At 47.0% G+C, this 20,781-nt stretch carries 18 protein-coding genes; 14 read left to right on the plus strand and 4 right to left on the minus strand.

Annotation, left to right across the window (positions count from 1 at the left end; all coding sequences use genetic code 11):
• The 14 genes from R7F67_RS18595 (at position 1) to R7F67_RS18660 (ending at position 17,834) form a co-directional block, all read left to right on the plus strand.
• Complete coding sequence (locus R7F67_RS18595; protein WP_033905435.1) at positions 1 to 348, plus strand: hypothetical protein; 348 nt, start codon at positions 1 to 3, stop codon at positions 346 to 348.
• The gene (locus R7F67_RS18600) at positions 345 to 1,742 is read left to right on the plus strand and encodes a hypothetical protein (RefSeq protein ID WP_206954281.1); all 1,398 of its coding nucleotides are present in this window, start codon (positions 345 to 347) and stop codon (positions 1,740 to 1,742) included. Before R7F67_RS18595 ends, R7F67_RS18600 begins: the two co-directional genes overlap by 4 nt.
• Positions 1,743 to 1,857: 115 nt before the next feature.
• Positions 1,858 to 2,697: a hypothetical protein gene (locus tag R7F67_RS18605; protein ID WP_054579128.1), complete on the plus strand. Its 840-nt coding sequence runs from the start codon at positions 1,858 to 1,860 to the stop codon at positions 2,695 to 2,697.
• A 56-nt stretch (positions 2,698 to 2,753) separates the two neighbouring features.
• A complete protein-coding gene (locus R7F67_RS18610) occupies positions 2,754 to 3,215 on the plus strand; it encodes a hypothetical protein (RefSeq protein ID WP_033905433.1) in 462 nt (153 codons plus the stop codon).
• Positions 3,215 to 4,474: a hypothetical protein gene (locus tag R7F67_RS18615; RefSeq protein ID WP_140203103.1), complete on the plus strand. Its 1,260-nt coding sequence runs from the start codon at positions 3,215 to 3,217 to the stop codon at positions 4,472 to 4,474. Before R7F67_RS18610 ends, R7F67_RS18615 begins: the two co-directional genes overlap by 1 nt.
• Positions 4,475 to 4,545: 71 nt before the next feature.
• Positions 4,546 to 5,664 (plus strand): hypothetical protein, encoded by a 1,119-nt coding sequence (locus R7F67_RS18620; protein ID WP_206954279.1) that lies wholly within the window; start codon positions 4,546 to 4,548, stop codon positions 5,662 to 5,664.
• 94 nt (positions 5,665 to 5,758) lie between these two features.
• Positions 5,759 to 8,386, plus strand: a complete 2,628-nt coding sequence (locus tag R7F67_RS18625; protein ID WP_206954377.1) for a hypothetical protein — start codon at positions 5,759 to 5,761, stop codon at positions 8,384 to 8,386.
• A gap of 400 nt (positions 8,387 to 8,786) precedes the next feature.
• Entirely contained in the window at positions 8,787 to 9,110 is a 324-nt protein-coding gene (locus R7F67_RS18630) for a hypothetical protein (protein ID WP_017634052.1), read from the plus strand.
• Positions 9,107 to 9,520, plus strand: coding sequence for a hypothetical protein (locus R7F67_RS18635; protein WP_206954278.1), 414 nt, complete (start codon positions 9,107 to 9,109; stop codon positions 9,518 to 9,520). The genes R7F67_RS18630 and R7F67_RS18635 overlap by 4 nt, the downstream gene beginning before the upstream one ends.
• Positions 9,513 to 10,139 (plus strand): hypothetical protein, encoded by a 627-nt coding sequence (locus tag R7F67_RS18640; protein WP_033905426.1) that lies wholly within the window; start codon positions 9,513 to 9,515, stop codon positions 10,137 to 10,139. The genes R7F67_RS18635 and R7F67_RS18640 overlap by 8 nt, the downstream gene beginning before the upstream one ends.
• Positions 10,136 to 14,929 (plus strand): hypothetical protein, encoded by a 4,794-nt coding sequence (locus R7F67_RS18645; protein ID WP_318057304.1) that lies wholly within the window; start codon positions 10,136 to 10,138, stop codon positions 14,927 to 14,929. The genes R7F67_RS18640 and R7F67_RS18645 overlap by 4 nt, the downstream gene beginning before the upstream one ends.
• A gap of 68 nt (positions 14,930 to 14,997) precedes the next feature.
• Positions 14,998 to 15,681 (plus strand): hypothetical protein, encoded by a 684-nt coding sequence (locus R7F67_RS18650; protein ID WP_206954276.1) that lies wholly within the window; start codon positions 14,998 to 15,000, stop codon positions 15,679 to 15,681.
• 318 nt (positions 15,682 to 15,999) lie between these two features.
• Complete coding sequence (locus R7F67_RS18655; RefSeq protein ID WP_238952807.1) at positions 16,000 to 17,409, plus strand: hypothetical protein; 1,410 nt, start codon at positions 16,000 to 16,002, stop codon at positions 17,407 to 17,409.
• A 92-nt stretch (positions 17,410 to 17,501) separates the two neighbouring features.
• A complete protein-coding gene (locus R7F67_RS18660; protein ID WP_079878982.1) occupies positions 17,502 to 17,834 on the plus strand; it encodes a hypothetical protein in 333 nt (110 codons plus the stop codon).
• Between the two features lie 21 nt (positions 17,835 to 17,855).
• Here the strand turns inward: R7F67_RS18660 and R7F67_RS18665 are convergent, their stop codons facing one another.
• The 4 genes from R7F67_RS18665 to R7F67_RS18680 all read right to left on the minus strand — a co-directional run bounded on the left by R7F67_RS18665 (position 17,856) and on the right by R7F67_RS18680 (position 20,765).
• A complete protein-coding gene (locus R7F67_RS18665; protein WP_206954275.1) occupies positions 17,856 to 18,773 on the minus strand; it encodes a ParB/RepB/Spo0J family partition protein in 918 nt (305 codons plus the stop codon).
• Positions 18,770 to 19,543 carry a ParA family protein gene (locus R7F67_RS18670; RefSeq protein ID WP_017634061.1) on the minus strand — a complete coding sequence of 258 codons (774 nt, stop codon included), beginning with the start codon at positions 19,541 to 19,543 and terminating at the stop codon, positions 18,770 to 18,772. Before R7F67_RS18670 ends, R7F67_RS18665 begins: the two co-directional genes overlap by 4 nt.
• 3 nt (positions 19,544 to 19,546) lie before the next feature.
• A complete protein-coding gene (locus R7F67_RS18675) occupies positions 19,547 to 19,786 on the minus strand; it encodes a hypothetical protein (protein WP_017634062.1) in 240 nt (79 codons plus the stop codon).
• A 553-nt stretch (positions 19,787 to 20,339) separates the two neighbouring features.
• Positions 20,340 to 20,765: a hypothetical protein gene (locus R7F67_RS18680; RefSeq protein ID WP_206954274.1), complete on the minus strand. Its 426-nt coding sequence runs from the start codon at positions 20,763 to 20,765 to the stop codon at positions 20,340 to 20,342.
• Positions 20,766 to 20,781: the final 16 nt, after the last annotated feature.

Consider the following 20,781-nt stretch of genomic DNA (forward strand, 5'->3'; position numbering starts at 1 on the left):
ATGAGCCAAGAAATTGATTACTTACTACGGGTCGATATTGACGGTGTAAAAGTAGCCGATGAGAAACACGCGATCGTTGCGCGCGTCTCTGAATGGCTCGATACACCTCAAGGCCAAGTTTGGGGCGCTCCAAAATGGGGCAACAGATTAGGGGCATACAAGCATGAACCAATAAACGAAACCACAGCAGCAGCTATCGAAAACTCAATCCTATTAACCCTCCCAATTGACGTGAAAGACGCGGTGGTTCAAGGCATTGCCGTAGAGCCAAGCGTGAACGGTATCGATGCCTACAAATTGACGATCGTTGTGAACGGTCAAACGTTGGAGAGAGGTATTACGTTTTGAGCAAGTTAGAAGAAGTCAAAAAGACCTTTAACGAGGCGATTGCTGGTTCAAGCTGGTGGTCACGTCATATTGGTTCGCAGTTCGTTGACTACCTTTGCTTATTTGTGGCCAAGATTGTTGAACGCATGGCAGCAATCAGTAGCCGTGCATTGCAAGAATCCTACCTAACGCTAGCCACTAAACGCACCTCCATTTTGGCGGGTGCTGAAACTGAGGGCTATGTAGGGCGAAAAGCAGCGCCATCGAAAGGCCGTGCGCTAGTGACCAATACCGGAACAAAGCGCGTTACCTTGCCGAAATACAGCCAATGCGTGGCTGACAATCAATTGCGCTATACGCTAATGGAAGCCATTGATCTTATGCCGCAAGAAAGCGCCGCAGTAGAGGTGCAACAGTTCGAAGTGTCCAAGATGACCTACACGGTCGATGAAGGAAAAAACTGGTTGGCCGTGGCGTTCCCTCAAGAGCTGACTAAGCGTATTCATAACATCATCGTGCGCGTGAACGGAGAAGAATGGACGCACGTCTTTAAGTTTCGTAATACGGACGGCAAATCCAAAGCCTACATGGAGTATTACAAGCCAACCGACCAGCTAGGCGTTCGTTTTGGTAACAACAATAACGGTCGCGCGCCAGCGACAGGTGATGTAATTGAGTTTGAGCTATGGCTGACTAATGGTGTGACTACGCTACTCGATGCGCAGCCTTTAGAGCTTATCGATATGGGGATTCAAAGCGCCTATAAAGACCAACTCTCAATCAAAACGTCCACCAGCATCATCGGCGGTGCAGAGCCGGAAGACATTGAATCAATCCGAAACAACGCCCTTTACTCGCCAATCTATGACGAGCAGATAGCGTGGGACTCGGATTACATGACCTTTGTTAAGCGCAATATTTCTGGTGTTACTTGGTTGTCGATTTGGGGTGAAGCGGAGCAGGAAAAACTCACAGGAACGCCGGACGTTCGCAACATCAATACGATCTTTATTTGTGCTTACTCTGCCGATAAAACCGACGAGATTTTGAATCAGGAAATCCAAGTTCTATTCGCTGGCCGAGAGGGCTATAACGAGCGCTATAAGCTGGTGGAGCGTAAGGACGTGCCATTTACCGTGACGGTCAAAGGAAAGCTTTACCCAAGTTCAAATCCAGAATGGGCGACAAAGGTACTGGCCGATGCGTTAGATGAGAAATTTGGCAAACAGACAAGTCGCAATGAGCGCATTACCAAAAACCAAATTTGGGATGTCATCCAAGAGCTCAACGTGACTTTGGGTATTAAAGAGTTTGAGGTCGAAGTTATTGGGATTCTTGACCGCATCCCGATTGATACTTACCACTATTTAGATGTGAATGCGTCAACCATTCAACTGAACTTCGATTACTCATAGAAGTTTTCGCACGGAGCAAGAAAGACACGGATGTTTTCGCATGCGAGAACTTTAAAACACAACATACTATATAGTTTTCGCATGCGAAAACTTTTACACCAACAAGGCGAAAAACATGGCATTTGGAGACTTCAGAAAATGGCTATCTGGCCAGCTAACCAAGGCGCGTCAAAAGGAAACCGCTTGGGTAGATTTAGCAAGCGCGATCGCAGAGTCAATTGAAACTCACGTAGAGTCATACATTGAAAAGCTTAAAGCGCGTTCTTCACTGTACGAAATGGACAAAGAATCGCTGCTAGAAGACATTAAAGAGCTGCGAAAAATCTTCCCACTAGGCGAAGTGGCCGATGAGGACTTGCCACACGTTGTGATGCAGCGTAAGGACGAAATTCACTTTAAAAAGACCATTTATCCACTTATCTCAACGCTCGCGCGTGAATTTAAAGGGTTACGTGTTAAGTGGGAACGAATCTACGCGCCAGTAGACCAAGAGCGATTTCCATACGGCACGTTCTTAGTTCCCGAGTCAGAGTTGGAGCTGCAAAACGGACTAAACCCGAGCGACTTTTTCCTGACCAGTCGCGGTGCTATTCGCATCCCTTTGAACGACATTGCAGGTGAGGACGGCATTACCGAGGAAGCCATTCGAGCATTCGAAGCGAAGATTAAGCGAGTGGTGCATCCTCTTATCCCATTACGAATTGTTTTAGATGGCCAATTGTATTCTATTGAATTTGAAGTCATGGATATGGTGGAAATACCTAACTATTCTGACCATGTTACGGTTGGAAAACAGACCACGACCGATATAGAATCAACACCGAGCTATAAACAGGATTTCGTTCAGACTGGAACGACGACACAGGAAGAACGCCCTGTTAGCCCTATGTATGGTACACCTAGAATGGATGCGATCCCCTTAGATGCGATCTCCATTGATAGACGGTACTATTAACCCTATTCCTATTCCCCGTCCCATTAAAGCGCCACGACTTATACGAGGTCGTAAAGGTGCTTACACAAAAAGTAGTCCTATCGCAGTGTGAACTGCTTAACCGTTATTACGACGAACGCGCCTTGTCGTCGTTGCCTACCAATGGTACTGAGCCTTATTTCCAATTTGGCGATCTTGAATGGGGTTTTGACCTTATCCAAGAAATTGAGGGCAAGCCTAGCTGCATGCCTATCCCACTGGATAAGACAACCGTTGAAAACGTGTTTTACCGTTCTAAGGCGAACTACGCCTATGTGAACGGCAATATCGTAATCACGGCAAACTTGCCAGCGGGTACGCTAGCAGAAGATGAACAATACCAGTTCTCTTGCGTCGGCGTGAAAGATGCGAGCGGCGGTCTAATTCTAGTGGCTGTCACTCAACCAGTTTGGATCTACTCTGACCGTGGTCTATCGATAGAAATCGTGATTAACACGGCTCGCACGGATAGCGCTCAATTGGCGCAGGTAGGTGCCTAATGAGTCGCCCAAACTTCGAAGAAACGATCATCATCCCGCCACTGCTAACGGACTGGCAAGCGCTACCGCTTATCACCGATACGCAGTACCTAGAACCACTGGCCAGTAACAGCCTAAACCGTAAGTTTTACGGCATCGTTCGCGCTGGTATTTTCCGTGGTTTTGAATGTGCTCCGGCTGGTGGAATGAAACTGCGTGTGAGCAGTGGTGAACAATTTGGCGTGGCGTTAGTTGAGCGCGACGACTATGTGTTAACCGTTCGACAACAACACGATGTTGATGTGGAGATTCCGGCTGGTGCCACTTCTTATGTGGTGCTCGAAGCGTTCTATAAGTTTGGCGTAAAGACAAAACAAGTCGATTTAGCGTCAGACATTGAAGCGTCCGAAATTAAGGTGCTTCCGCAGGAAGCGGTTGAAGAACATCATTTGATATTGTGTCGCGCTACCGTGCCAGATGGCGTTACCCAACTCAAAAGTGAACACCTTAACTTTGATGATCGTGAACAAGGCGGTTATGACCTACAAGGTCACGTTTCACATCCCGATCCACATAAGCAATATGCGATGCGCGCCGAAGCCAATGCGCACTACGCAGACCGTGAAAACCCGCACCATGTAACCAAAGCGCAAGTTGGCCTTAGCTTGGTAAACAACTGGGACGCAACCAGTCAGATAAACGTAGATAACGATCAGCTTTATGCCACTGCGAGAGCCATTAAGTTGGTTCACGACAAAGCTGCTGCTGCATACAACAAGTCGGTTGAACATTGGCCGTACATTGCGTCTGGTGGCGAAACAAAAATCGCATTGCCTTACGAAGTGCCGGAAGTAGATTCATTGTCTATCCAAGGTATCGTGCAGACCAAAGACAGTGCTTGGCAATTCTTGAAAGACACTAATGAGGTTGAAGTAGCCGAACCACTTGAAACGGGTGATGAAGTGGTGATTACTCTAGGTGTCCCATCACTAAGCTCAAGCTCTATCATTGCCGAGCTTCAAGAGCATATCGATAACCTTGAAGCCATCATAAACAGCGGTATCGCTGGCGCGCCTATGGAAGTATTCCATAGCCACTTCGCTAGTACGTCGAATACTTTCACTGTTCCACCAGTCTTTGAAGAACGCGCGATTAAGCTGGTGTTCCTACAGGGTGTGCAGCAATCAAGAGATATTGCTTACACCATCTCACCGGACGGTGATGTTATCCAGTTTGTTGACGAAATTGCAGCAGGAACGGAGATCACCTTGGTCGGCTAATCAGTTTTCAAATTCCCCTAGCCCTATTCCCCATAAATGCCCTTTTTACTAACAACGAAATTGGATTTTTTATGGCTACACAAAACAAATTAACTCGCATCAACCGTCTTGTTTCTGATCTTTCAGCGCAAGACGTTGGTGCATTACCAGCGGGCGCTCGCGCAACAGACTCATCAAAACTAGAGGGGAAAACCAAGGCACAAGTTGTCAGTGAAGCGCGCTCCAATCTTGTCCCAACTTCTCGCACTATCAATAACAAACCACTAACGGGCGATGTGACTCTGACTCACTCAGATGTGGGCGCAGCGCCAGCAAGCCACACGCACGACTACATCCCTAACAACAAGAAAGGCGTTGCAGAGGGTGTGGCTACACTAGATAGCACTGGTAAGATCCCACAAGGCCAATTGCCAGCTATCGCTATCAAAGAAACGTTCCCTGTCAAGTCAGAAGCGGAAATGCTTGCTCTTACAGCGCAAGAGGGTGATATGGCAATCCGTTCGGATCTGCGTAAATCATTCGTTCTTATGCGCCAACCAGCGAGCACACTAGCGAACTGGCAAGAACTATTAACACCGACTGACGCCGTTTCGTCGGTTAATGGTCAGCGCGGTAACGTAGTGCTTGAAGCGACTGACGTTGGCGCGGAACCAGCGTTTGAGAAAAAAACAGCATTCAACAAAAACTTCGGCACTAGCGCTAACACAGTGATGCAGGGTAACGACTCTCGCGTTGTGAATGCAGTGCCAAAGACTCGCACCATCAACGGTCACGCGCTAAGCGCAAACGTCGAGCTAACCGCAGAAGACGTGGGCGCACTAGACGCTGGCGCAACTGCCGTTAACGCAGCGAAGCTTGAGAACGCCACTAAATCGCAAATCATTTCACAAGCGCGTAGCGGTCTAGCAGCTAGCGGCGCGTCATACACCAAAGCGGAATCTGACGGTAAGTATGCCACCAAGGATAGTCTAGGCGCCTCAATCAAAGACGCGATCCGAACGGTGGATATTACTGTCGAATCTGCATCAACTACGGTGGCTCTGCCAGCGGGTACAGTCTCAGCAGTCCTTGTTCTAAGCGTTTGCGGCGTAATGCAGAACGCAGGTGTATGGAGTCTATCTGGTAACACAATCACGTTCGGTGAACAGCTACAAGCTGGCGACATCGTGACGGTTATCGGCTTCAAGTAAACATGACCTTTCCTTTCCTACTTCCCCATTAACGATGTGCTCCGGCGCTTTGTCGGAGTTGCTGGTCATTGAATTGAGAAAGGCATATTTCTGAATGGCATTAAAAAAATTGACTCAAGTTGGTGGTAGTCCAGCTCGAAAATTGCGTGAAGAAATCACAACAAAAGTGGATGAACACGCTAGCAATAAAACGAACCCGCACGGAGTCACAAAGGCACAAGTAGGCTTAGGTAACGTACCAAACTATCCGGCCACCAGCTCGGTAACAGATGCGTCCAACAGCAAACTTGCGACCGCTGGTGCTGTTAAACAGGCATACGACAAAGGCATCGAGGGTTTAAATCGCGGTAACGCAGCTTATGACCGCGCAGAACAAGCAGAGACTAACGCAAATACCCACACTGACAACCGCATTAGTGCTTTGATTGGTGGTGCGCCAGCAGAAGCGCTCGATACAATCAAAGAGCTTGGTGACGCGCTCATGGATCAAGAAGATGCGGTAGCGGCCATTACAACCAACATTGCTCAACACAAATCAGACTACTCGAACCCACACAAGGTTACGAAAGCTCAAGTTGGTCTATCAAACGTGCCGAACTACGCATTCACAGCAGCGGTTAATGATGCTAGCGATGTGAAATTTGCGGCGGCAGGTGCCGTTAAGAAAGCGTATGACCTTGCAGCCTCAAAGATGACGCAAGCGCAAGCCGATGGCCGCTACCTAAAACTGTCAGGCGGTACATTGACTGGTGGCCTACTCATTGATGAGGGCAGTTCCAATGTTTCTCAATTGCACATAGGTCATGCAGGTAAGCGCTTTCATATTGAAACGAAAACCGATGGCACCTTTGAGGTTGTAGAAAGTGACGTTTCAAGTCGATTAAAGATCCGCAAAGGTGGTGAATCAACACTATACGGCTCCCTAAACGCTACAGAGTCGGTATCTTCGAATCGTAGTGTTGAAGTGCAAGGCACTCGCGCTGGTAATAACGTTCCATCGAGCGAGCAAGTTAAGCTGGACGGGTACGGGTTGATTGGTAATCGTCGGGCGGTTTACTTAACGAACGGTTCTAATTCGTCGGATGCTTACGTTCAAATCGCGGTGGGTGGTGCTCATAATGGAGGGGACGCCAAGTTAGACCTGACTCGATCAAAGCTTAGTTCCAGTGTCCCTATCGAAGTACAAGGGAATAAAGTCGTTACAGAGGCGTTTAACCGTACAGAGGTTGTGCGCACCTCTTTAGGTAGTGACAACTCTTGGTGTTTGGTTGCCAATGTAACGATGCCTCAATCAAGCTCTACTGCGGTTATTGAGTTCTTTGGTGGTGCTGGCTTTAACACTGACTTGCACTATCAGTCGTCACGACATCAAATGATTCTGCGAGCCAGTAACGGAAACCCTAAAGGTCTAAATGGTCAGGTTATTACAGACCATCCTAGCGGCTTACCATTTAGTGAGTTTGGTTGGGTAAACACTAGCGGTGACAATTACGCCATCTATGTAAAAACACGTAGTGCCTACAGTACGAACATTCTTATTCGATACATGTGTAGTCACACCATTACGCCATACGTTAGCAATAAGGGGGCAAGCCAGCCAGCGGGTATTGTCAAAGGGCGAATGGTCACTAGCTATACGTCTTACAATAAAGACTTAGGGGCAATTAACTCTGTTGATGGAAAGGGTTTAGAGCTTGATTACTCTACAAAGAAAACTTGGATTGGTTCTCGTAATTCATCTTGGTGCCACATGGAGACAGAGGCCACCAGCGGCTTTTACTCTTACTCCTCGTTCACCTTTGCTAAAGGGATTGATGTAATGCTCAATCAGAGCATTTCATTAGGTGGGCGAGCTGCATTTCGTAATACAGACGGCAACTGGCTTCGCATCAATGATTTAGGAAAGTTTACTTCTGGTATCTTTTTCGGTAGCTCACTGGTTCGTACTGATGGTGAGTTTACGGCGGGTTCTTGGACTGGTTCGAATGATGCCGTTCGTATGGATAATAGTTTTATGGATTCATCATGGGCGACGAATGGCCGTGCGGGATTCAGTATCAACTGTAAAGATAGTTCAAGTGCGCATTGGGCGTTAGCCTCTTACTATGATGGCACCAATATCCGTTCTGGTATTCAGATCCTATCTAACTCAGAGGGTCGGATGCGCTTCTACACTAACCGCCGCAGTAAGTATGTAGACATTAAGGACGGCAATGTATATGCAGGTTCGCCTCAGAGCTCGGCTGGTAACTCTCTCGCACGTAAAGACTACGTTGATAGTAAACTAGCGGGTGTTTCATCACGCGCTGGAGAGGTTGCCTTGGGCTGTAATGCGGGGCTAAGAGAGGGCAACCTTACGATAGATGGCATTACATGGGAGTTCAAGAATTGGATAGGATGCTTCCTCGATCCGTTTGATTTGATTAACTACAACGCTCCGGTTGCTGGTTTTGATGTTCGTGTTGAGGGGTATTACGAAATTGAATGGACTGCGATACGACGCCGCAATGCTTCAAACTCATCGACTGTGTACTCTGCAATCGCCAAAAGCAATAAAATTATAGCGGAGGCTCAAAGTGATTCCAACGACTTCGATGCCGTGCCAACGACTTGTCGATGGGTAGGAAAATTATACTACGGTGAGCTTATTCAATTCTTAGACAGAGGTGCATCCACGCCTATTCAGGGTTCGCATTTCTCGATCCGCTACATCAAGCCATAACCATCAACCAAAGGGACACGATGCTGTCCCTTTTTTTTGCAAAAGTTTTCGCATGCGAGAACTTTAAAACATGGCATCCCCTAAAGTTTTCGCATGCGAAAACATGGGCGCATATTGATGCGAAAACCAATATTTATATAATTTTCCTCGTCAAATATCGATTCGACTCGACTATCCTCATTGGAAGTTTTGTATGCGTTTCCGCGCAACAAAACGCTTGGATTAGCCTCTCACCAGCCTTTTGGGTGAGAGGCTTTTTTTATATAGGCTCTTGAAATCTAACTTTTTTCCGCAAAACAGCCCTATTTAATACCCATTCAAAAGTAAGTAACGCCCGTCTATTGAGCAAAAGCCACTATTCCGAATACACTCGCTAGGTAATATACTAAAGGGGGATTTAATGCCAGTGTCAGTTGTTGGTGAGAGCTTTGCGATTAGCGTACTGGCTCTATCTGTCCTCAGTGGTGTTGGGTCATATCTCCAAGGCATACGCGAGCAACGTCTAGCTGGTGGATTCCTTGATTTTTTAACCGAGCTAACGCTGGCGTTGGTGGTCGGTTTGATAGTCGCTTACTTGTGTGAAAGCGAGGGTGTGGAGGCTGGTTATACCAGCGCGCTTGTCCTCATTGCGTCGAACAACGGAGCAGACTCGATCAACTTTATCCGCAAGCTGGCTAGCCAAATGTTAGCGAGATTTTTTAATACCGGAGGGCAAGGCAAATGATGGAATTTGCAGTAATTGGCCTAGCCATTGCTGACCGATTTTTGCTTAAACGAAACGCAGTAAAAATACTGCATGCAAACCAGATGGACGATCCCGATGTGATTCGATTCGTTCTTGGTTATCAATCTCAGCGAGCCATAACGAGTGGGACTTTAACCTATTCGTTGCGCAGTAAAAAACGACCAAAAGCCGTCATTACTCGCACACGTAAGCTCGACTTTTCACACGCCGGACATAACAGCGAATACCTGACGTTCGAACGCAAGTTACTCGAACTCGAAGCGGGGGAAAAGCTGCATGGCGAGTGGATTCTGGACGTTAAGATTGAGCGCTCCTGTTCCCTAATCAATCCGCTGTACAAAATCTTTCCTACCTGTACGACATATTCAGAGGAATTTGAAATTGCGTAACAACAGTAAGTTTGCACTAGACCAGTCACATAACTATGTGGTGGTCGATTTTGACAACGTGACCGAACGCGGCCTTAAGAGTCTGATCACTGCGTTAAAACAAGCTGGTGCGACTGTTACAGACGTAGAAGCCTCGAACAAGAGAACGAGACGAGACGGCGAGACAGTTAAACGCGCCAAGTTATTCTTTGATAATGGCCAGTCAATGACGCTGTTTATTGGTGATGAGGGTGATATTTTCCAAATGACACTCAACAGCACTAAACAGCCTATCCCTAGCGTGAAGAACGAGCGCGAGCTTGCGCGTGAAATGGTTCGCCTAATGAAGCGCAACCAAAGCAAGTTTGACAAGCAAGTTGCACGTAAAGCGGCTAAAGCCGTTAAAGACACCTCAGACATTCAACCAGCTACACGTTCTATTGCTAAGCGACTTGAAGAAGCCAAAGCGGCTGAACAAGTCGCTCAGTCCAATTACACCAATGCCCTAGCCGCTCGGGATAGCGTTCGCACTAAGTTGGAAGAAGAACAACGCCGCATAGCAGATCTCGAAACTGCATTAGAGCAAGAGAAGCAAGAAACCAAAGAACTTGAAGCACAATTAGAGGCGGCAAAGTCATGATGTTTACCAGTCAAAATCAAATCAAGATTGTGGATCGCATCGACCATCTGGCCAAGAAACTCACGCCGGAGCAGATTGAAGCGGTGCTGCAAGGTAAAAACGCCGATCAAATCCTAGAGGCATTGTCACTTGAGGATTTGGAGAACACCTACTTGTATCAGTGCAAACCTGTGCCACAAATGATGTTAGAGGCGTTCAAATCGAAAGCCTCAAGGCTTCAATTTCGTGCTCAGCAATTCGGTAAGCACTTGGAACGTAAAACCCCTACTCTATCGGTAGAAGCCGTAGAAGTAGGCAAACCGCGCAAGTCTGGTGCGGTTGCTGTCCAAATGGTGAAAATCCCGTTTTCAGATGGCCAGAGCATTTCTATTGCGTTCCATGCGCCGGATAACGATCCGCTAAAAATCAATCCAGATGACACGTTAATCGCGTTCCGCTTTCTAATGAACTCGCGCGATATTACTCACGTAGTCGCGCCAAAGGGCAACATGGATTTATCCCTTAAGGAAGTGACCAACAAGCTAGCGCAGTTGCTTGAAAACAACAGCGAGAAATTTGTCGCTGCTAAGGCCAAGAAAGACGCTGACAAGAAAGCATTGGAAGAAGCGCAACAAAAGGCACAAGAACTTGATGAACAAGCTGCGCAACTAGGCGAAGAAGCTACCGACTTGGAACAAAAGCTCGATGAGCTGGCCAAGAAAGAGAAGCGCTTGGAAACTCAGATCGCTACGCAGAACGAAATCCAAGAAGAACTACGCAAACAGCTTGCTGCTATCAGGCCAGCAGCAAATACAGCAACGACAAATGTAAACGCTGGTGGTAGTTCGTCTCAAGTGATCGAGCAATGGGACGCTTCATGGACTAAGCAAGAGAAACGCGACTTCATCATTAACCGTGCTTTCAATGGCGATCTTGATGCCTTTGTTAGGCAGCTAAGCCAAGAGTTTAAAGACTCATTAGAGTTTGCAGGTGCAGCAAATCAAAACGTTCCTAGCACTTATTCAGAGTCGTATATCAATGATGCGATTTATGACCTCGATAAAGGTGCTATGACGGTATCAGAGCTTGCCGAGGCTAAAGAATACATCCGTGATTCAATTGAAAACGATTTTCCTCAGTTGTCAGACGAAGAACGGGAACGAAAAGCAAATATCGAGCGCAAAGAATGGCTATTGGCTCTTATTGGTCGCAAGACCATTGCTAAGGGCTGGAAGATGGATAAAGGCGAAGATAGCGAGCCGTTTGTCTACTTCGAATCGCCTGACGCGAACGACGATGATAGCTTTGGCCAGTACATGATCCACGCGCGCGATAACCAAACCTTGGCTGTCACTTACGGAGAGGGTTCACCGCTTGCTGGTGGCGACGATCTACAAGGTTGGGAAGCTGCTAAATCACTTATTCTGGCTGACTACGATCGCGAATCTAAGTTGCTTCAAGATACCGATAACAGCAACGAAGAACCACAACCAATTGAGAACGACGAGCCAAACGCGAACGACCAAGACAAAGACGAAACCACGGATAACCTATTCTGGTATGGCCTACGTCTACGCCCTTATGGCTTGGGTACGACGCCGCCACAACATCAAGTGGTTAAGTACCTCGATCCAGAATCGGCCAAAGAGCAATTCGCTGACGCTGGTAATGGCATTCGCCACGGTGCGATCGCTTATGACCAAAAACTGCCACCAGAATTAGTAAGTAACTTTGACCTAGAGCCGCTATTTGGCATGGTTGAGGGCGACCTAAAAGAAGCGGAGCGCATCGCAACCGAAGCGCTAGACCAATGGGTTGAGGACAAAGGCGTTGATGAAATTCCTCAGTCTACGCTCGATACCCTAAAACAAGTGGGCTTCAAAGCAGCGTTCGCTAAGCAGCTACGCCAGCAACCAGAAATGAAGAACCGCAAGGAAAATCCAAACGCGTACAAGCTATGGAGCGCATCGATTGACCTTGTGACGCCGGACATGATTCAAGAGATTGCCGAAGACCTAATGCTGGTTCAAAGCGATGCTGAATTACAGCGCCAAGCAAAACACACGCAAGGCCGCATGCGCTTCCAAGAAGCAGCTCTATCCCAACTTAAGGATATGCAGTCAGTAAACCCAAGCGATCGCAAACGTCTTGTTATGCTAGCTGACCTAACGCTAGGTACTGGTAAAACACTAAAACGTGGCGAGAAAGTGGATGACCAAGCTAAGCGTATTTCAGAACAAGCGCACCTAGTGGAATCACTACAAGGTGAAACCCTAGCGTCACTGGAAGCGCAATTTAAGAACCGCAAAGAGATCACTGATTTCCTAACGGCTCATCGCATTCCATTTAACCGCCGTGCGAAACGCGCTGACCTACTGCAAGCTATCTTGAACTACCGTGACGGATTCTTTAGTGCAACGGCGAAAATGTTCGACCTACGCGCGCTACGTGGCGACCTATACGAGAAGTTTGAGAACGGCGAAGCGTTAGCACTGGATGACGTAGAAAAAGCGTTTAGCGCGACTACGGTTTACCATGAGGGAGACGTAGCTTACACCAAGGCAAAAGGTGAAACCGTCATTCCAGCAATGGCAGACCAAGGCGAGGACTACCAAAAAGTTGAGCGCTTCATTAAGGCGATTGATGACGGTATCTACCCTGACCTGTCCGAACTAAGTTCAGATGAGCTCTTTGCTCAGCACTATGCAATGGCAAGTGTTACCAACCAAGACATCCTGGCAATTCATGGTTTTAGATACTTGGATAACGATGAGCAGATCGACAATGAACAGATGGCGCGCGCTATCCATAACTCGGTCATGCCATTGTGGTACACAAAAGCTATCGAAGCGGAATACGAAAGCCGTGGCTTCCCTAGCCTTGCTGCGTTGCCTGACTTGAACCATAAAGGTCAATTCAAGGCGACACGCGAGAAACGCTACGCACCAGTTGGCACTATTGGCCAATCTGATTTTAGCGTTATCGATACGTACACAGGCAAGGTGCTAGAAACTGGCCTAGAGGGCGCAGCAGCGCAGCAAAAAGCGACTCAACTAAACGACCAAGCAGTGAAAGAAAGCACTATTGCAATCTTTAGCATGCTTAAGGACGGCAAAACGCTTGAGCAAATTGCAGAGACGGAATACAGCGCACCACTAGAGCCTGTCAGTCCGGCCATGTTCACCACAATCAACGGCTTTGAATCATTGTATTCAACGTTAGCCATTAACGGCTCGGGTTCGCTTCACTCGCGCCCAACACTACGCGAGAACGCCGACAAGCTACTAGCTAAGGTGGACGCTGACGGCAAGATTAACGATATTGCGCTAACCGAAGAACAAGAGAACCAAATGGAAAATACATTTGGCTACAGTTTCTTCTCAGCGAAGTCGAACAAGGGTAAAGAGCTACGCTTTATCGCTAACACCAATTCTCGCAGCTACCTAACGGTTGACGGTGCTAACAAACTGCTTGAGCTATTGGGTGCTAAGAACGCCGTAGAATCTGACACAGCAGATGAAGTGAGCAAGGGTGCATCCGAGGAAGAAAAACAACTTCTCGCACTAGACCCAACTCAATATTCATTTGGCTCAATCTATGAGAGCGAGGGCATTCGAGATACGGGTGAAATCGCTAAGCGAATCCGCGCCTTTATCGCTCAGCTTAAGAAAGCTGGCAAGATCAGTAATGACGTTAAAATCTCAGTACGCAAACCTCGCTACGGCACACTAGACCTAACGCTGACTGACTTGCCAAGAAACGTCATGCTCTACAATCCAGCTTACCTACAGTTCGAGATTGATAACCCTAACTCGCCAGCGCCACACGGTATGAGCCGTTATACCGAAGCAGTAGATCAGCTGATCGAGTTCGTTAACGCTTATGTAGGCCAATACGACTACAACAACAGCGACACGATGACCGATTACCACGATCGCAATTTCTTTGGTGGCCGCCTAACCGTGGACTTTGATTTTGGTAAAGAGCGCAAAGTGGTAGAGCTCGCGTCTCTAACTGAAATGCACCAGCAAGGCGAACAGGCAGAGGATGATGTATTAGACGTTACCTCATTCCGTGAAAGCCTAGATGAAGAAGAAGCGAAAGCGCTTGAGCAGCTAGAAGCCTTTACCAACCTAGAGCTAAAACTTGGTAAGCAGGAAGTGACTTTCCCAACAGGCCGAGTGAAGTCGATTAATGCGAAAGATGAGGACGGACTCACTTACAGCCTAGACGTTCTATTCGACATTCTAGCGACCGACTTAAGCGAAAAAGCGAAAGCTCAACTTGAGACGATTAAGGACTGGCAATCTGCGGATACCTACTACAACGAAAAAGGCGCATTGGTACAACCAAGTGTTGCGGCAGGTATCCACTCAGTAAATGGCTCAGTGCCAGCGAACGTGTACGCTCCGCTAATCGCCCGTTCATGGTTAAATGAAAGCCACGCTGACATTTATCCGATCGCTAAAGATGGCGAGTACAAGTTCGCGCTATACCAAGGCAACGACTTGATCGGTGAATTTGACGATACAGCGGAAATGGAAGCGCTATTAGTGAAAACGTTCAATCTAAGTAGTGAGGCGCCTCAATCTGAAACAGAGGGCAATAACGAAGAAATGGAACATGTAGAGAAACTAAAGGAAATCCGAGATTTCACTGGTGAACCTACGCCGGAATTGGTTGATGAGTTCCAAACCGCACTAGAACAGGCTTACGCCCACTTCGAAGCTAACGACCAAATAGCAGAGAACGAAGCGTTGATGGATGCCGCTCTAAGCAACATCACCAGCATGATCCAAGCGCAAATCTAATCACAACCAAGGCCGCCACATCGGCGGCCTAAACCGGAGAGAATCAAGTGTTAAGCTTAAGAGAAAAAATGACGCTCAACCGCGATGCTGCGGGTTTGTTGAAAGAGCTTAAGAGTGGCCAGCTATCGATTGGTGAACGCATCAAAAAGAACCGTGAGCTGGTGGAAATTCTTAATAAACTGACAGGCGCTAACCAAAAGGTTGAGCAGGAACCGGTATCAAGTTCGGATGAGCCAATATCGGTAGAAGAATTTTCCAAGTTAGGCCGCTCCGATAAGATTGAAAAGCTCAATGAAGTGCTACTTTTGCCTAACTGGTACGAATACGAAATGGCGTTTTTCCCTAACTACCAAATGGTTGAAAAGGGGGATAACTACGTTGTTTACAAGGATGGCGAAAACTTCCAGTTTGGCTACAAGGGGCATGTTGCGCGCGGTTTGGACTACTGGAAAAACGATGCGGGCTCAGCCAAGAAAAATGGTGGTTTTGGTAGCTGGTCGCGCGCTGACCGTAGCAAAGCTATCAAGATCATCACTAAGCACATTGAGCAGAGTGAGCGCGACAATGGCGAACGTCCAGTTGAACAAAGCGAACTGGTTGCGAGATTCCTTGCAGGGGAGTTTAATACAGCCAAGCCATCGTTGTTTGTTGATGTAATGCGAGACGTTCACTCAGAGGGCTTGAAGCTAGATAGCATCAAGCAAAAAGCGATTGAATGGTTCGAGCACAATCCTGACAAACTGGCCGCTTAAGTTTTCGCATGCGAGAACTTTTTTGCATGGAGCGCGAAAGACACGGATGTTTTCGCATGCGAGAACTTTAAAGAATCTCGTTCGATATAGTTTTCGCATGCGAAAACTTTTCAGAGAACTTGAGAAAAAACGATGAATGTTTTCACTAAAATCCGAGCAGACTATTACTACAAGCAATCTTTAAACCTTGCACTAGCAGCCAGCGAACGTCATAACTACGCCAAGGCGCTTTTCGCATTGCTTAAGAGCCTTTAATCCTTTTCCCTGTCCCAAAAGTTTTCGCATGCGAAAACTCGCCACTCCACCGGAGCAGTCAAATTGAACCAACTCACATCAATTAGCGCCGAAATCAAAGAGGCGAAAAACATCAATGACCTAGCCGAGATTGTTCAACTGTACGCAACAGACAATCTAAAACCCAAGCTAGGTCGCACCAGCTACGTTGTGACAGCAAAAGGCGACGAAGTGGAAACAGGATTTAAAGTCGTGGAAGCCAGCGACCTTATTCCATCGAACGACTTAGACGGTCGAATCAATCCGAACTTCCCGCAAGAGCTGCAACCGCGCGACCGTACTCGCGTATCCTCAAAATTGCAGATCTCAAAGATGGCCAACGATTTGCGTCCACAACAATTAACCGATTCTGGACTATCTAGCCACGGCGCACCGATTGTTGGCTCGGATAATGTGGTGGAGTCGGGGAACGGTCGAACCATCGCTATCATCAAAGCGTATCGAGAGGGCAAGGCTGATAAGTACCGCCAGTTCCTAATCGACAATGCGGAGCGCTTCGACCTATCACCGGAGAAAGTTGAGAGCATGCGCGAGCCAGTGTTGGTTCGAGAACGTGTCACCAAAGTTAACCGTGCTAAGTTTGCCCGAGACTCCAACCTCTCTGACTTGCAACAGATGAGCGCCGCCGAGACGGCTTGGGTTGACGCAGAGCGCATCGATGACCGCATGATTGCTCTATTCCAACCGAGCGAAACAGGCAACCTTTTGGCCAAGTCTAACCAAGGATTTATAAACAGTTTCTTAACTGAAATTGGGGATAATTCAACCGCCGGACTACTTACCGAAGATGGCCGACCAACCAAGCAACTGATTGAGCGCATGCAAAATGCCGTGTTTGCCAAGGCGTACAAAAACGAGAAGTTGGTGAAGCTGGTAGCCGAGGAAGCCGATCCCGAAATTCGCAACATTTTGAGCGCGCTAAACGGCGCAGCAAGCGCGTTTGTTGAGATGCAATACCTTAGCGGAGAGGTGCATAAAAACACGTCTGGAACGCTGGCAGAAGCCGTGGAAATTAACGCCTCACAACCTGACCTCGCTAAGTCAGCACTTGACTCACTGGTGCAAGCAACCGAGTTAGTGAGACAGGCCAAAGATTCCGGTCAGCACATCGATGAGCTATTAGCTCAGTCCGGTTTGTTTGGCGACAACGATCCCGAGGCCGAAGCGCTGGCGAGATTCATTGCTGCTAACAACCGAAGCGCAAAACGCATGACACTGGCATTTAAGGCAATGGCCGAGGCAATCAATAGTGAGTTGCTTCACCAAGGCCAAGCGCTCGGGGATATGTTTGGCGGCGGCGGTGCATCGCTTATTGATATTCTTGGGCGTGTAAATCAAGAGCTAGAAAATGAGGGGGTACAAACAGGCTTTATGTTCGAGTCTAGTGTGCAACTGGACGAACTTGCAAACGCTTCGAGGCATGCTATAAAATAGTTCTTGGCATATATTGCCTATACAACCTTTATAGACACAAAAACGCCAGATTTAATTGTCAAATCTGGCGTTTTTGCATTTGGGAGTAGGGGATGTTTACTATCAGGCATCGTTATCACTACGGGCTAATCGACATAAACGAAGACGGCGTTGCCGATGGCCATTCAGTCGCAGGGAATGAGATCCCCGCTTTAAGGAAAGATGGCGAGTATATCTACAGACCATTTAAAGGGGCGCTAGATAATATCTATCTACTGCATGTCCAAAAGGTAAAGCTGGTGAATATCGTCGCTTATTGCGATGACGAACTAGGGCTATTTGGCTGGCAAGACGTGCCGCTCGATCACTATGTGGTTGGTGTCTACCGTGACGGCGGGTATTACGTCCTAACGAAAAACGGGCAGCTAATTAGCCACCCGCTTTAAAAGTTTTCGCATGCGAGAACTTTACACACGATACCCAACTAATTGAGCTTCACCAACTGGCACTTGCTCAAGTTCGCCATCATCAAACAGTACCGTTAGCTTGTCGCTATGCTTACCAGATGCGAACACCAAACCATGACGGTCATTAACCATCACACAAATGCTGGTAGGCTTTTGGTTTGCCGTAGGCTTTTTGCTTACTGGTGTCTTATCGGTCTTTTCTGCTTTCTCTGGTTTGCTAGGTTGAGGTGCAACTTCCACCTTGCTATCTAGCTCGCCAGTGCGCAGTTTTACACAATCTTGGCGTGTTAGCTTCTCGCCGCTTTCCAGCGCTTCACGAACGCGCTTAGAGTTATCGACGGTTGCTTTGCGTAGTTCGTTGATGGACTCTACATCACCAATAATCCCTTTTTGGAATGCTTCCAAAACAAAGTCAGGAGCTTTAAGCACATTTAGGTATTTCGAAATGTAGCCGTCTGATTTGCCAAGGCGCTTAGCCAAGCCACGGTTATCCAGATTGTGCTTTTTCTTTGCTTGGTCAAACGCCTTACCTAATTCGATTGGCGTTAAATCTTCTCGCTGAATGTTTTCGATGAGCTGACCAAAAATATCGCCCTTTTCACGGACAATACATTCAACGTGAGTTAGCTTGTCGCTCAACATAGCGGCGCGCCAACGGCGTTCACCCTCTTGGATTTTGTATCCCTTGCCATCGAACGGGTAAACAACGACAGGTTGAATTTGGCCGTTTTCTTCTAGGCTTTCGCATAACTCAAGTAGTGATTCATCGTTAAATTCTTCACGAACTTGCTCAACTGAATACAAAGAGTCTTTAGGGATAGCCAGCACTTTCGCTGCATCGCGGATTTCTACCGCTGATTCATCCAAGAGATTATCTAAGTCGCTAAGCTTGATTCGATCTCTTAAGCTTTTGGTCATGCTGTCACCTCTACCATGCGCTTGCAAAGTTCCTCACAAACCGCTGTAAAGCCGAATTTCTCAGCCGCTTTAGGGTTGGTTTCAATCAGTGCTTTGCCTTGGTTTAGAGCTTCACTTACGCGCGTTGTTTTAATCAGTTTGTTTTCAAAAACTAGGTTGCCGTACTCTTTACGAAGTTCCGCTTCCTGTTCGCGCTGGTCGTTTGTAATGTTGGCTTCGATAAGGTTTAGGACAATGCCTAATACTTCCAAGTCAGGGTTCATTCGACGGATTTGGCGCGAGGTCTTAACTAGCTCATTAACGCCTTTGATCGACATTTTTTGTGCTTGGCTAATGATAAGTAGCTTACTGGCCACAAGTAGCGCTGCATGCTGTAGCGCGTTCGCCGCTGGTGGACAGTCGATAAAGATATAGTCGTAGTCGTCTTTGATAAGGTCGATAGACTCAGCCACGTTTAAGATTTGTGATTGAGTAATGTTACCCATGCGCTTATCGCCGCCAATAACGTGTACGTTTTCGCTGACTTCGAAAGGTTTAGCCTTTACTGGATTTTCAAAAAGGTTGTAAGCGTTGTGTAGGCAGCTCGCAGATGTGTACTCTGGATTCTCGACCATTTCCGGTGCGATTGAGCCGCCTAAGTTGTTTTGTGGGTCAAAGTCCAGGAATAGACATTTGTTGCCTTGGCTAGCGATGCTAATGCCAAAGTTGTAAGTACAAGTTGTTTTACCAACGCCGCCTTTTTGGTTGGCAATCGCCATGATAATGCTCATTAATTAATTTCCTTTGCTGGTGGAATTTGTTTGCTGTTTTGGTTTGCTCAGTGCTACCTCAAGATCCTCGATATAGCACTGAACTACGTAATCAGTTGTACCGCCGCCGTGCATTGCTTTGTAAATAGCAGTGTGGCAAGGGCTTACACCCTTAACGCCATCAATGAGCTGCTTGGCTTTTCTGGTACTTCCTGCCTTTTGGACTAATTGATTTAATCTTTCGCATCGTTCCTTGGATGCCATATCAATGCCTCTCGATTGTTGTCACTGGCAACAGGCACACACTATACGTTGCCAGTAGCAACAGCACAAGAAAAAAAAGTAACAAACAGAACCGATTGCACAAGTTTTCGCATGCAAGAACATTAGATAAATTGTGAGATTGATTCCATGTGTTTTCGCATGCGAAAACTTTTTGACAATTCTATTACTTAACTAGGTTACAAAGAGCAGCGTCAACAGGCATAAGAAGGGAAAAAGCACCTAGTTGCATAATTCATTGTTTTTAATAAAAAATATTGAAAAACCTGTTGAATATGAAAATTATTTCATATACATTAAATTACAGATAGGCGGCAACAAAACTATTAGGGGTAGGATTGATTGCATCAAAGCTTATCTGTTCAACGTGCAATCCCCGCCATTTGTTCAGTGGCGGGGTTTATTTTTTCTATCTCAAAAGTTTTCGCATGCGAGAACTTTAAAACATCCCATTCCGTATAGTTTCGCATGCGAGAACTTCTTACCAAATTTCATGCAAAAAAATACCCGCCAAAAATGACGGGCATGCGAAAACTTAACGCATCGATTTGCTGTTAACACTCCACGCTTCGAGATTTACGTCCTCGATAGAATATTCAAATTCTTCATCATCGACGTAGTAGGTATGTAGGTTTGCTTGCCAGTAGCCTTTATCAACTTGCTCTTGCTGGTACGCCCACGCAGCACACAACAAAATCGCAGGGTCTTCGAAATTGAAGTGTTGCTCTGTGATCACTTCTGAATCGCTGCCAAGGTCATAACCATGCTTGGCCATGAGCGATTTAACCGCCCACCAATAAGCGCCATAGTGACGGTACATGAGCGGATTGGCTTTAAGTGTTTTGTAAATGCCATCTACTTGAGCTTGGATAAATGCTTCTTTGCTTTGCGCTGCTTCTAGCGCCTCATCGAGTAAGGGCTGTAGATCTTCAACGGTAGGCAATTTCACTTGGGTAATCATTGTTGTCTCCAAAAAG

The organism is Vibrio sp. YT-17 (genome assembly GCF_033337375.1).
GTDB classification, from domain to species: domain Bacteria; phylum Pseudomonadota; class Gammaproteobacteria; order Enterobacterales; family Vibrionaceae; genus Vibrio; species Vibrio alginolyticus.